Here is a 12,484-nt window from a genome sequence, read left to right on the forward strand (position 1 = left end):
CAGGCAGGGAAAACACAATGAAATCCCTAAAGAAAAAACGCCGCGTCCAGGTTCTGATCGCCACTGCCGTGGCCTTGATGATCGCGACCGTGCTGATCGGCTATGGGTTCCGCGACGGGATCAACCTGTATCGCTCGCCCAGCGAACTGGCCGACAGGCCGCCCGCCGTCGGCGAGGTGTTCCGGCTGGGCGGCATGGTCGAGGAAGGCTCGCTGATTCGGGGCGAGGGCACCACGGTCAGCTTTTCGGTCACCGACGGCGGCGACAGGGTGCAGGTCAGCTTTACCGGCGTGCTGCCCGATCTGTTCGCCGAAAATTCGGGCATGATCGGCACCGGCCAGATGGTTGACGGCGTGTTCGTCGCCAACGAGATCCTGGCCAAGCACGACGAAGATTACATGCCGCGCGAGCTGGCCGATTCGCTTGAGCAGCATTCCTATCAGGCGCCGAACAGCTGATGCGGGGCGGCCGGCCGGCGCCCTCGCAACGCACGACGGGTTAACGAAAGCTTAACCCGCCCGCGCAACCCTGCCGCTCTTGGACGAAAGGGGGCAGGGATGCAGACAGTCGAACAGCTCGCGGCCGCGATCGTGGCGCGCGAAGGGGGGTATGTGAACGACCCCGACGACCCCGGCGGGGCCACGAATTTCGGGGTGACCATCGGGACCATGCGCAGCCTTGGGCTGGACCTGAACGGCGACGGGCGCGTGGATGCGGCGGATGTCCGCAAGCTGGATCGCGCGCAGGCGGCGCAGATCTATATCGAGCATTATTTCCGCAAGCCCCGGCTGGACCGCCTGCCGCCGGCGCTGCACGCCAGCGTCTTTGACATGCAGGTGAACGCCGGCGCCAATGCGGTCAAGATCCTGCAACGGCTGGTCGCGCGCATGGGTTTCGCCTGTGCCGACGACGGCATCGTCGGCCCAAAGACCGAAGCTGCCGCGACCGCCGCCGCCGCCGCCGCGCCCGCTCATATCGCCGACGCCTACGGAATCGCGCGGCGCAATTACTATTACGCGCTTGCCGACGCACGCGCCGCCAGCCGAAAATACGCCCGCCGCAAGGATGGCGGCAAGGGCGGCTGGATCACCCGCGCCGAGGAATTCATCTCGGCCCGCTATCACCTGACCGACGCGCAGCACAGGGAAAGGACCGCCTCATGGGCCTGATCGAGCGACTGAAAGACCGCAGCCAGCAGGTTTCCTCGGCGGCCGAGGCTGCCTCGCGTGCGGCAAAAATCCTGGGCGTGGGCAAGGCCGCGGTCCGGCCCGAGACCGCTGACGCGATTGCCCGGATCGAGGCCGAGTTCGCCCGCGGGGGCTTTGACGGGCTGGTGAACGGGCTGAACCGCCTGCCGCGCCCGCTGCTGATGCTGGGGGCGGTGGCGGTCGGCGCCTATGCGATGCTGGATCCCGCAGGATTTGCCGCGCGGGCGCAGGCGCTGGCCGGGATGCCCGAGCCGCTGTGGTGGCTGTCGGGTGCGATGCTGGGGCTGCATTTCATCGGGCGCGAGGGGCATTACTGGCGCAACCGCCTGCGCGGAATTGCGGATACGCCAGAGCTGCCGGTTGCGCCCGACGCCGGGGCGGCGGGTCCGGACCAGCCTGCGGTCGCGCCCGCGCCCGAGCCGCCGGTGGTCGCGGTGCCGCAGGGCGACGGCTTTGCCGATAATGCGGCGCTGCGGGACTGGGCGGCCGCAGCAGCAGCGGCGGCGCGCTGACGGCAGCGTCGCGATGGGGGGCGTCTGCCCCCCGTTGCCTATGGCAACTCCCCCCGAGGATATTTGGGACCGCCCGAAGATCGCCGGCTCTGTGAAGGAGGAGCCGGCGGGCGAGGGGTGTTGACGGGGCTGTGACAACGGGCCTCGCAGGCGGGGCTGGTGGCGCCGCCGCGCAGGGCTTAGTCTGACCCCCGGTTCCAACGCTGGGGGTTATTCGTATGGTTGCCGAAATCGGGCATTTCGCGCTGATCCTTGCGCTGGGAATCGCGCTGTTCCAGACCGTGGTGCCGATGCTGGGCGCCGCACGCGGGCAGGCCGCATGGATGGACAGCGCCCGCCCCGCCGCCGTCGCGCAATTCGGGCTGCTGGCGATTTCCTTTGCGGCGCTGACGTTTTCCTTTGTCACCTCGGATTTCAGCGTGGCGCTGGTCTATGAAAACAGCCACTCGGCCAAGCCCATGCTTTACAAGGTTACCGGCGTTTGGGGGAACCACGAAGGTTCGATGCTGCTGTGGGTGCTGATCCTGGCGCTGTTCGGCGCTGCTGCGGCGGTATTCGGCGAACATCTGCCGCCGGGGCTGCGCGCAAGGGTGCTGTCGGTGCAGGGCGCGATCGGGGCGGCGTTTCTGGGGTTCATCGTGTTCACCTCGAACCCGTTTGCGCGGATGCCGCTGCCGGCATTTGACGGGCGCGACCTGAACCCGCTGTTGCAAGACCCCGGGTTGGCGTTCCATCCGCCGTTTCTTTACCTTGGCTATGTCGGGCTTTCGATGTCGTTCAGCTTTGCGGTGGCCGCGCTGATCGAGGGGCGGGTGGACGCGGCCTGGGCGCGCTGGGTGCGGCCGTGGACGCTGGCGGCCTGGGTGTTTCTGACCATCGGCATCGCGCTGGGGTCGTGGTGGGCCTATTACGAGCTGGGCTGGGGCGGGTTCTGGTTCTGGGATCCGGTGGAAAACGCCAGCTTCATGCCTTGGCTGTTCGCCGCGGCACTGCTGCATTCCGCCATCGTCGTGGAAAAGCGCGAGACCCTGAAAAGCTGGACCATCCTGCTGGCCATCGTTGCCTTTGGGTTTTCGCTGATCGGCACCTTTATCGTGCGCTCGGGGGTGATCACCTCGGTCCACAGCTTTGCCAGCGACCCGGCGCGGGGCGTGTTCATCCTGGCGATCCTGGCGCTGTTCATGGGGGGCGCGCTGACGCTGTTTGCCGCCCGCGCGGGCGCGATGACCGCCAAGGGCGTGTTCTCGCCCGTTTCGCGCGAAGGGGCGTTGCTGCTCAACAACATGCTGCTGGCGGTGGCCTCGCTGGTGGTGTTCATCGGCACGATCTGGCCGCTGGTGGCCGAGATGTTCTGGGCCCGCAAGCTGTCGGTGGGGGCGCCGTTCTTCAACCAGGCGTTCACGCCCTTCATGGTGGTGCTGGCCATCGCGCTGCCCATCGGCGCCATCCTGCCGTGGAAACGCGGCAAGCTGGGCCGGGCCGCGCGCACGCTGGTGCCGGCGATGCTGCTGGCGGTGGCGGTGGCGGCGCTGACCTATGCGGTCTCGACCGGCAACAGCGGGCTGGCGGTGGTCGGCGCGGCGCTGGGGACGTGGCTGGTCGCCGGCGCCGCGGTCGACATCTGGCAACGCGCCGGCGGGCAGGCCGGGCGGCTGGCGCGGCTGCCGCGCGCCGACTGGGGCCGGGTGGTGGCCCATGCCGGGCTGGGCGTGACCTTTATCGGGATCAGCCTGCTGATGGCCTGGTCGATCGAGGATATCCGCGTCGCGCGCGAGGGCGAAAGCTTTGAGGTGGCCGGCTACCGGATCACCCTTGTCGATGTCTCGGACGTGCCGGGGCCGAACTATACCTCGACCACCGCCACCATGCGGGTGGAACGGGACGGGCGGCAGGTGGCGATGCTGCATCCCGAAAAGCGGGTGTATCCGGTGCAGTCGATGCCGACGACCGAGGCTTCGATCCGCTCGTCCTTCTTTGGCGACATCTATCTGGTGATCGGCGATGAACAGCAGGGCGGCGGCTGGGCGGTGCGCAGCTATATCAAGCCCTTTGCGATGTGGCTGTGGCTGGGCTGCGGGCTGATGGCGCTGGGCGGGCTGATCAGCCTGACCGACCGGCGCTGGCGGGTGGCGGTCTCGGCCCGCCGGGCCGCACCCGCGCGCGCGGTGCCCGCGGAATGAGCGCGCGTCTGCAAGGCGTGCGGCTGGCGCTGGCGGTGCTGGCGCTGGGGATCGCGCAGGGGGCATGGGCGGTGCAGCCCGACGAGGTGCTGGCCGACCCGGCGCTGGAACACCGCGCCCGCCAGATCGGGCAGGTGCTGCGCTGCCCGGTCTGCCAGGGCGAAAACATCGACGAATCGAACGCCGCGATCAGCCGCGACCTGCGGCTTTACGTGCGCGAGCGGCTGGTCGAGGGCGACAGCGATACGCAGGTGATCCGGGCCGTCACCGACCGCTACGGCGAATATGTGCTGTTCGAGCCGCGGGCCGAGGGCGCGAACCTTATCCTCTATTGGGCCGGGCCGCTGATGGCGCTGGTCGCGGCCATCGTCGCGTTCCTGTTCCTGCGCGCCCGCCGCCCCGAGGCCGCGCCCGCCCCCCCGGTGCTGACGGATGAGGAACGCGCCCGGCTGGAGGCGCTGATGCGCGATCAGGACAGCTGAAGTCAGGACAGCTGACGAAAGCGCGTCTCGGCGTTGCGGTTGTCGAAAAACGGCACGCTCAGCGGCACCGACAGCGGGCCGGGGCCGGCCTCGCACACCATCTGCGCGACCTCGGCCAGCACCACCTCGGTGATGAAGGGCAGGTCCAGCGCGCGCGCCTCGGCCAGCGGCACCCAGTGCAGGTGGCTCAGCTCGTCGCAGGCGGCCGAGAAATCATCACGATCGCCGATGATGTTGCGCGCGTCGATCAGGAAGAATCGCGCGTCAAAGCGGCGCGGCCGTCCGGGGGGCGTGATGGCGCGGAACACGAACAGCAGCGGATCGTCGGCGCTGGGCGCCAGTTGCAGGCCGGTTTCCTCGGCCATCTCGCGCAGCGCGGCGCCGGCCAGCGCGTCGGGGTTGATGGCGGCGGCCGTCACCGGATGCGCCGCCAGCCGGGCGCGGCAGGCGTCCGACAGCGCGTCGCGCAGCGGGTGTTCGTCGCCCGGATCCACCGCGCCGCCGGGAAACACGTATTTCGACGGCATGAAGGCCGCGCCGGCGCCGCGCATCCCCATCAGCACCGACGGCCCGTCGCTGCGGTCGCGGTCGATCAGGACCACGGTCGAGGCGTCGCGGATCCGGTCGGGGGCCGGCTTGCCGGGTGCAAGCGGCGTGTCGGTCATGGCTCGGGCGCCCGGTCGGGCTGACCCCCGAAACCATGCATCCGCTTGGCCCACTGCATCCCCACGAACCCGCCCTTGATGATCGGCAGCAGGATCAGCGAGGCCACCAGCGAGCCGCTGAGGAACGTCGCCACCAGCATCCCCGTCGACGGGCGGTAGAGCAGATAGGTCGCCAGCAGCAGCGCCGTCGCGATATGCGAGACGATGAGGATGGTCAGATAGGCCGGCCCGTCGTCGGCGCGGTGGTGATGCAGTGCCTCGCCGCAGCCGCTGCAATGGTCCTTGACCCGCAGATAGCCGGTGAACATTCGCGCATCGCCACAGGACGGGCAGCGCCCCGAGGCGCCGCGCCGCATCGCTTCCCCAAGGGGTCGGTCGGGGGTCGCCGGATCGCTGAGTGCAGTCATGTCATCCCTTCGGAATTGCCTTGGCAGGAAAGATAGGGACTGACCGCGCCGGACGCCACCGCCATCTGCAACATTTCGCCGCATGGGTGCAGGGGCGGGGCCGTATCGGGGCGCTGCCCCGGGATATTTAAGGCAAGATGAAAGGACGCGGGCCGCGAGGGCAGCAGCCGGGCGCAAGTGCTGGCGAGGCCGCAGGAAGGGGGCGCCCGGCGTGCGGCCGCCCCGGTTGCGGCTTAGCCGCGCAGGATCGAGCGGCCGGCGTATTCGGCGGTGGCGCCCAGCATTTCCTCGATGCGGATCAGCTGGTTGTATTTCGCCAGCCGGTCCGAGCGGGCAAGGCTGCCGGTCTTGATCTGGCCGCAGTTGGTGGCCACGGCAAGGTCGGCGATGGTGGCGTCCTCGGTCTCGCCCGAGCGGTGCGACATCACCGATGTATAGCCCGCGCGGTCGGCCATCATCACCGCATCCAGCGTTTCCGACAGGGTGCCGATCTGGTTGACCTTGACCAGCAGGCTGTTGCCGCAGCCGCGCGCGATGCCGTCCGCCAGCCGCGCGGGGTTGGTCACGAACAGATCGTCCCCGACCAGCTGCACGCTGTCGCCCAGCCGCTCGGTCAGCAGTTGCCAGCCGTCCCAGTCATCCTCGGCGCAGCCGTCCTCGATCGACAGGATCGGATAATCGGCGCACAGCGCGGCAAGGTAATCGACGTTTTCGGCCGAGGTCAGGGTTTTGCCCTCGCCGGTCATCTCATAGTGGCCGTTCTTGAAATATTCCGTGGACGCGCAGTCCAGCGCCAGCATGATGTCGTCGCCCGGCTTGTAGCCCGCCTTTTCCACCGCCCGCAGGATGAAATCCAGCGCGTCGCGGGCCGAGGACAGGTTCGGGGCAAAGCCGCCCTCGTCGCCGATGCCGGTGGACAGGCCGGCGGCCGAGAGTTCCTTTTTCAGGGTGTGGAACACCTCGGCGCCCATGCGCACGGCCTCGCGGATATTGTCCGCGGAAACCGGCATGATCATGAATTCCTGGATGTCGATAGGGTTGTCGGCATGTTCGCCGCCGTTGATGATGTTCATCATCGGCACCGGCAGGATGCGCGCGCCTGTGCCGCCGACATAGCGGTAAAGCGGCTGCGCGGTCGCGTCGGCCGCGGCCTTGGCCACCGCCAGCGACACACCCAGGATCGCGTTCGCGCCCAGCCGGGACTTGTTGGGGGTGCCGTCCAGTTCACACATCATCATGTCGATGGCGCGCTGCTCGGTCGCATCCTCGCCGATCAGGTTCTCGGCCAGCTCGCCGTTGACGGATGCCACGGCCTCGAGCACGCCCTTGCCCAGATAGCGCGCCTTGTCGCCGTCGCGCTTTTCCACTGCCTCATGCGCGCCGGTGGACGCGCCCGAGGGCACGGCGGCGCGGCCCATGGTGCCGTCTTCGAGCGTCACATCGACCTCGACCGTGGGGTTGCCGCGGCTGTCGAGGATCTCGCGCGCGAAGATGTCGATGATGGCGGTCATGGGGCAAGTCCTGTGCTGAGAGGCGGGATTTGCCCGCGTCTTAGCCGTTTGCCCGCCCCGGAGGAACCCCGTCCGCCGCTGTTTGCGCAACCAGCGCGCGGTTGTAGTCGGAAACATTGTCGGCCGCGCGCAGCGGCCGGTCGTCGGGCAGTGCCGGGCGCGTCACATGCAGGTCGGCCCAGATCGGCAGGTGGTCCGAGGCCATGCGCGCAAGTGGCGTGTCCAACACGCCGCTGGCCGCGACGGTGATGCCGGACGACACCGCGATCCGGTCCAGCCGCAACTGCGGAGCCAGCGCCGGCCAGCTGCGCCCGGGCGCGATCACGTCCAGTTCGGTCAGCGCCTCAAGCCCGCGATCATCGCGCCATTCGTTGAAATCCCCGGTCAGCACCACCGGGTCACCGTCCAGCCGCCCGGCCTTGGCCGCCAGCCGCGCCAGCTGTGCGCGACGGGACGAACGCATCAGCCCCAGATGCACCGCCATCACCGTCAGCCCCGGCAGGTGCAGCGCCACCGCGCCGCGCGGCTCGATCCCCGGCAGCGCCACGGGGCGCGACCGCGCCACCGCCGCCAGTTCCGGGCGCAGCAGGATGGTCTGCCCGTGCCAGCCCAGCGACTGGTCCGAGGTGCGCCGGTGCTGCATCGGCACCAGCCCGGTGCGGGCCTCGATCAGCATCCGCGGCAGGGCCTCGGGGCGGTCGCCCATGCGGAAATCGACCTCTTGCAGCGCCACGATGTCGGCGCCGAGCTGGGCGATCACGTCAAGATTGCGTTCAGGCGCAAAGGGGCCGAACGAGCCGCGGCATTTATGCAGGTTGTAGCTGACAAGTCGGATGCGCATGGTTTTTCCCCGTCGGGTCAGGTGCCGCAATAGGTGACGCGGACTTCCTGTCCCGGCGCGGGCGGATCGGCCAGATCGGCCCAGTCCGGGCGGTCGTCAAAGGGCTGGGTCACCGCCGCGACCAGCCGGTGAAAGGGCGCGAAATCGCCCCCCAGCCCGGCGTCGATTGCCTGCTGGATACGGTGGTTGCGGGGGATGCGGGCGGGGTTGGCACTGGCCGCAAGCGCAGGATCGGGGCCGCGCGCCTGCCAGTCCCGCGCCCAGGCGTCAAAGGCGGCGGGGTCGCGGAACTCGTCGCGCGCGGCGCCGGTGGCCAGCCCGCGGAATACCCGGGTGAAATCGGCCTGCTGCGCGGCCATCAGCGCCAGCAGCCGCTCGATCAGCGCCCGGTCGGATTCACCGGGCTGCGCCAGCCCCAGCTTGGCACCAAAGCGCCGCAGCCACGCAGCATCGTATAGCGCGGGAAAACCGTGGACGATGCGGGTCGCGTCGGGGACCGCCGCATCGGCATCGCCCATCAGCGGCAGCAGGCAAGACGCCAGCTGCGCAAGGTTCCACACCGCCACATGCGGCTGTTCCGACCACGCATAGCGCCCCGCCCGGTCGATCGAGGAAAACACGCGGTCCGGATCGAACCCGTCCATGAAGGCGCAAGGGCCATAGTCGATGGTTTCACCCGATACGGCCATGTTGTCGGTGTTCATCACCCCGTGGATGAACCCCAGCGCCATCCATTGCGCGATGGTTTCAGCCTGCGCCGCCACCACGCGCTCCAGCAGCTGCATGGGGGAGTCCGCGTCGGGATAGTGGCGGGCGATCACATGCTCGGCCAGCGCCCGCAGCCGCTCGACATCGCCGCGGATCGCGAAGAACTCGAACGTGCCGACCCGGATATGGCTGGAGGCCACGCGGGTCAGCACCGCGCCGGGCAGGGCGGTCTCGCGCCACACGGTTTCGCCGGTCAGGGCGGCGGCAAGGGCGCGGGTGGTGGGGACGCCGGCGGCGGCCATGAACTCGCTGACCGCATATTCGCGCAGCACCGGACCCAGCCACGACCGCCCGTCGCCGCGGCGCGAAAACGGGGTGGGGCCGGAGCCTTTCAGTTGCAGGTCGAAACGCGCCCCGTCGGGGGCCACCACCTCGCCCAGCAGCACCGCGCGCCCGTCGCCCAGCTGCGGCGACAGCCCGCCGAACTGGTGGCCGGCGTAAGCCTGCGCGATGGGCTCCGCCCCCGGCGGCGCGGCATTGCCCGCCACCATCGCCAGCCCCTGCGGGCCGCGCAGCCAGTCCGGGTCGATCCCCAGCCGCCGGGCCAGCGTCTCGTTCACCGCGATCAGCGCTGGTCCCTGCACCGGGGTCGGCGCGGTCCGCGTGTAGAAGCCGGCGCCGAGCCGGGCATAGGAATTGTCAAAGGCGATGGGCTGGGTCATTCCGACCATGTGGGTAAAGCGGCCGCGGATTGTAAGGGCGGGAAACATCGGGTGGGGGCTCTGCCCCCGCGCTGCGCGCTCCCCCGGGATATTTGGGACCGCCCGAATCTGCCCCAGCCGCTGCTTGCGAACGGGGGGCGGGGCGCGTATCCCTGCAAGGTCACGCCAAGGAAGCTGCCATGAAATTCCTCGATCTAGCCAAGGTCTATATCCGCTCGGGCGGGGGCGGGGCCGGCTGCGTGTCCTTTCGGCGCGAGAAGTTCATCGAGTTCGGCGGCCCCGACGGCGGCGACGGCGGCCGCGGCGGCGATGTCTGGGCCGAGGCCGTGGACGGGCTGAACACGCTGATAGATTTCCGCTATCAGCAGCATTTCTTTGCGAAATCCGGCCAGCACGGCATGGGCAGCCAGCGCACCGGCGCCAGCGGTGCCGACATCGTGCTGAAGGTGCCGGCGGGGACCGAGATCCTTGACGAGGATCAGGAAACCGTCGTCGCGGACCTGACCGAGCCGGGGCAGCGGGTGTTGCTGGCCAAGGGCGGAAATGGCGGCTTTGGCAACCTGCATTTCAAGACCTCGACCAACCGCGCGCCGCGCCGGGCCAATCCCGGCCTGCCGGGGGTGGAACGCACCCTGTGGCTGCGGCTGAAGCTGATCGCCGATGCCGGGCTGGTGGGCTTGCCGAATGCGGGGAAATCGACGTTTCTGGCGGCGGTGTCGAATGCGCGCCCCAAGATTGCGGATTACCCGTTCACCACGCTGGTGCCGAATCTGGGGGTGGTGGGGATCGACGGGCATGAATTCGTCATGGCCGACATCCCCGGCCTGATCGAGGGCGCCAGCGAAGGCCGCGGCCTTGGCGATCAGTTCCTGGGCCATGTGGAACGCTCCAATGTGCTGCTGCATCTGGTCGACGGCACCTCGGACGACGTGGCGGCGGATGCGCGCACCATCCTGACCGAGCTTGCCGCCTATTCCCCGGTGCTGGCCGAAAAGCCCCGCATCACCGTGCTGAACAAGATCGACGCGCTGGACGACGAGACGCGGGCCGAGCGGCTGGCCGCCTTGCAGGCCGAGATCGGAGGCGAGGCGCTGACCATGTCCGCCGTGTCCTGCGAAGGCGTGACCGAGGTGCTGCGCGCGCTGTGGGCGCAGATCGAGCCGTCGCGCGTCATGGACACGCGCGACGCCGAGCCGTGGCGGCCATGAGCCTTGCGGTGGGCGGGGCGGTCGTGACCCCCGACATCGCCCGCGCCCGGCGGCTGGTGGTCAAGATCGGCAGCGCGCTGCTGGTGGACGACGCCGGGCTGCGCGCGGGCTGGCTGCGCGGCTTGTGCGAGGACGTGGCCGAGTGGCGCGCGCGCGGGGCGGATGTGGTGCTGGTCTCCTCGGGGTCGATTGCGCTGGGGCGGCGGGTGCTGGGCCTGCCCGCCGGGCCGCTGACGCTGGAACAAAGCCAGGCGGCGGCGGCGGTCGGACAGATCCGCCTTGCCCGCGCCTATGAAGAAATGCTGGCCCCCCACGGCGTCATCACCGCGCAGATCCTGGTGACGCTGGAGGATACCGAGAATCGCCGCCGTTACCTCAACAGCCGCGCGACGGTGGGAACCCTGCTGGGGCTGGGGGTGGTGCCGATCGTGAACGAAAACGACACCGTGGCCACCGACGAGATCCGCTATGGCGACAACGACCGGCTGGCCGCGCAGGTCGCGGTGACCTGCGGCGCCGACCAACTGCTGCTGCTGTCGGACGTGGACGGGCTTTATACCGCGAACCCCAAGACCGATCCCACGGCCCGGCATCTGCCGGTGGTGGCGCATCTGACCCCCGAGATCGAGGCGATGGGCGGCGATCCGGTGTCCGGGCTATCCAAGGGCGGGATGAAGACCAAGCTGATGGCGGCGCGCACCGCGGTATCGGGCGGCTGCGCCATGGCGATTGCCGAGGGTTCGGTGATCCGGCCGCTGTCGGCGGTGGCGCAGGGCGCGCGGGTGACGTGGTTCCTGCCCGAGGGCGACCCCCAGGCCGCCCGCAAGCGCTGGATCGCGGCGATGAAACCCAAGGGGGAACTGGTGGTGGATGAGGGTGCGGCAAGGGCGCTGGCCGACGGCCGCTCGCTGCTGCCGGCGGGGGTGCGGCAGGTCAGCGGCGTGTTTCACCGCGGCGATCCGGTGCTGATCCGCGGTCCCTCGGGCGCGGCGCTGGCGCAGGGGCTGGCGCGCTATGATTCCACCGACGCGGCCCGTATCGCTGGCCGGCGCAGCGATGAAATCGCCGCGATCCTTGGCGGCAATATCCGCGCGGCGCTGGTCCACCGCGACGACATGGCGGTCAATCGCTGATCCGCCGCAGGGGGGCTGTCTGCCCCCCATTGCCTGCGGCAATTCCCCCCGAGGATATTTGCGGACAGAAGAGGCGCGCTGCGGCGGCCTTGTCTTTGCTGTGACACGTCTTTGGTGTGAAAATATCCCGGGGATCGTCGTATACGACGATGGGGCTGGCCCCGCTGACTGCGGTTCAGGCGCGGCCGTAGGCCTCGGCCATGGCGATCTCGATCGCCTCTTGCGGCGAGGGCTGGCCCCAGCAGGCCAGTTGAAAGGCCGGGTAGAAACGTTCGCAGGATTCGATGGCGCGGCGGATCATGTGGTCGATCTGTTCGGTGCCGGCCACTGCCTCGCCCGCCAGCACCAGCCCGTAGCGCCACACCATCAGCCGCTGTTGCGTCCAATAGGTGAAGCTGCCGTCCCAGACCTCGTCATTGGCCAGGTTCAGCACCTCGTAAAGTGCGGGCATCCGCGCGTGGGGCGGATCCAGGTCGAAGCTGCACACCAGTCGCAGCATCTCTTCGCGCGGCGACCAGGCGAGGGTCAGCGAATAGTTGCGCCACTGGCCCTCGACCGCCATGGCGATCTGGTCGTCGGCCAGCCGGTCGAAATCCCATGCGCGATGGGCCGCCACGGATTCCGCGATGTCGATGGGGTGAATCTCGTCGCTGTGGATGAAACGATCCAGCTGGGCCATGTTCCGCTCGCCTCTGTCCCGGGTGGCGGGGTTTATCCCCAACCTGTTGTCACGCCCACTATACCGCGAGTTCAGGGGCCTGCCTCATACCATATATTGGTCTGGCAGAATCGCGCGCGAAGTAAAGCGGAATTTGCGGGCCATGGCCGGCAGGCGGCGGAATTGCGCGGGCGCGGCTTGCATCATTCGTCCCCGCTTGCCACATCGGGGCGACCACAGGGGCAGGGA

General features: G+C 69.1%; 13 protein-coding genes. 7 read left to right on the top strand and 6 right to left on the bottom strand.

What is annotated here, in order from left to right; all coding sequences use genetic code 11:
* Positions 1-17: 17 nt before the first annotated feature.
* The 5 genes from ccmE (at position 18) to BLW83_RS04925 (ending at position 4,382) form a co-directional block, all read left to right on the top strand.
* Positions 18-458, top strand: coding sequence for a cytochrome c maturation protein CcmE (ccmE, locus tag BLW83_RS04905; RefSeq protein ID WP_090846228.1), 441 nt, complete (start codon positions 18-20; stop codon positions 456-458).
* Between the two features lie 99 nt (positions 459-557).
* Positions 558-1,169, top strand: a complete 612-nt coding sequence (locus BLW83_RS04910) for a holin-associated N-acetylmuramidase (protein ID WP_090846230.1) — start codon at positions 558-560, stop codon at positions 1,167-1,169.
* Positions 1,160-1,720 carry a 3TM-type holin gene (locus tag BLW83_RS04915; RefSeq protein WP_090846232.1) on the top strand — a complete coding sequence of 187 codons (561 nt, stop codon included), beginning with the start codon at positions 1,160-1,162 and terminating at the stop codon, positions 1,718-1,720. Before BLW83_RS04910 ends, BLW83_RS04915 begins: the two co-directional genes overlap by 10 nt.
* A 218-nt stretch (positions 1,721-1,938) precedes the next feature.
* Positions 1,939-3,900: a heme lyase CcmF/NrfE family subunit gene (locus BLW83_RS04920; RefSeq protein WP_090846234.1), complete on the top strand. Its 1,962-nt coding sequence runs from the start codon at positions 1,939-1,941 to the stop codon at positions 3,898-3,900.
* Between the two features lie 17 nt (positions 3,901-3,917).
* On the top strand, positions 3,918-4,382 hold the full coding sequence (locus BLW83_RS04925) for a cytochrome c-type biogenesis protein (protein ID WP_177172522.1): 465 nt from the start codon (positions 3,918-3,920) through the stop codon (positions 4,380-4,382).
* Between the two features lie 2 nt (positions 4,383-4,384).
* Here the strand turns inward: BLW83_RS04925 and BLW83_RS04930 are convergent, their stop codons facing one another.
* The 5 genes from BLW83_RS04930 to BLW83_RS04950 form a co-directional block, all read right to left on the bottom strand.
* Positions 4,385-5,047: an NUDIX hydrolase gene (locus BLW83_RS04930; protein ID WP_090846238.1), complete on the bottom strand. Its 663-nt coding sequence runs from the start codon at positions 5,045-5,047 to the stop codon at positions 4,385-4,387.
* Entirely contained in the window at positions 5,044-5,454 is a 411-nt protein-coding gene (locus BLW83_RS04935; protein WP_090846240.1) for a DUF983 domain-containing protein, read from the bottom strand. Before BLW83_RS04935 ends, BLW83_RS04930 begins: the two co-directional genes overlap by 4 nt.
* A gap of 233 nt (positions 5,455-5,687) precedes the next feature.
* Positions 5,688-6,965 (bottom strand): phosphopyruvate hydratase, encoded by a 1,278-nt coding sequence (gene eno / locus BLW83_RS04940; RefSeq protein ID WP_090846242.1) that lies wholly within the window; start codon positions 6,963-6,965, stop codon positions 5,688-5,690.
* 40 nt (positions 6,966-7,005) lie between these two features.
* Entirely contained in the window at positions 7,006-7,806 is an 801-nt protein-coding gene (locus BLW83_RS04945) for an endonuclease/exonuclease/phosphatase family protein (protein WP_090846244.1), read from the bottom strand.
* Positions 7,807-7,823: 17 nt separating this feature from the next.
* Positions 7,824-9,236, bottom strand: a complete 1,413-nt coding sequence (locus BLW83_RS04950) for a protein adenylyltransferase SelO (RefSeq protein ID WP_090847471.1) — start codon at positions 9,234-9,236, stop codon at positions 7,824-7,826.
* 179 nt (positions 9,237-9,415) lie between these two features.
* Here BLW83_RS04950 and obgE point away from each other — a divergent pair, with 179 nt between their 5' ends.
* Positions 9,416-10,444: a GTPase ObgE gene (gene obgE, locus BLW83_RS04955; protein ID WP_090846246.1), complete on the top strand. Its 1,029-nt coding sequence runs from the start codon at positions 9,416-9,418 to the stop codon at positions 10,442-10,444.
* Positions 10,441-11,577 carry a glutamate 5-kinase gene (proB, locus tag BLW83_RS04960; RefSeq protein WP_090846248.1) on the top strand — a complete coding sequence of 379 codons (1,137 nt, stop codon included), beginning with the start codon at positions 10,441-10,443 and terminating at the stop codon, positions 11,575-11,577. Before obgE ends, proB begins: the two co-directional genes overlap by 4 nt.
* 175 nt (positions 11,578-11,752) lie before the next feature.
* Here the strand turns inward: proB and BLW83_RS04965 are convergent, their stop codons facing one another.
* Positions 11,753-12,256 (bottom strand): type III secretion system chaperone family protein, encoded by a 504-nt coding sequence (locus BLW83_RS04965; RefSeq protein WP_090846250.1) that lies wholly within the window; start codon positions 12,254-12,256, stop codon positions 11,753-11,755.
* Between the last annotated feature and the right edge of the window lie 228 nt (positions 12,257-12,484).

The sequence above is a fragment of the Paracoccus alkenifer genome, assembly GCF_900108405.1.
Taxonomy (GTDB): Bacteria; Pseudomonadota; Alphaproteobacteria; order Rhodobacterales; family Rhodobacteraceae; genus Paracoccus; species Paracoccus alkenifer.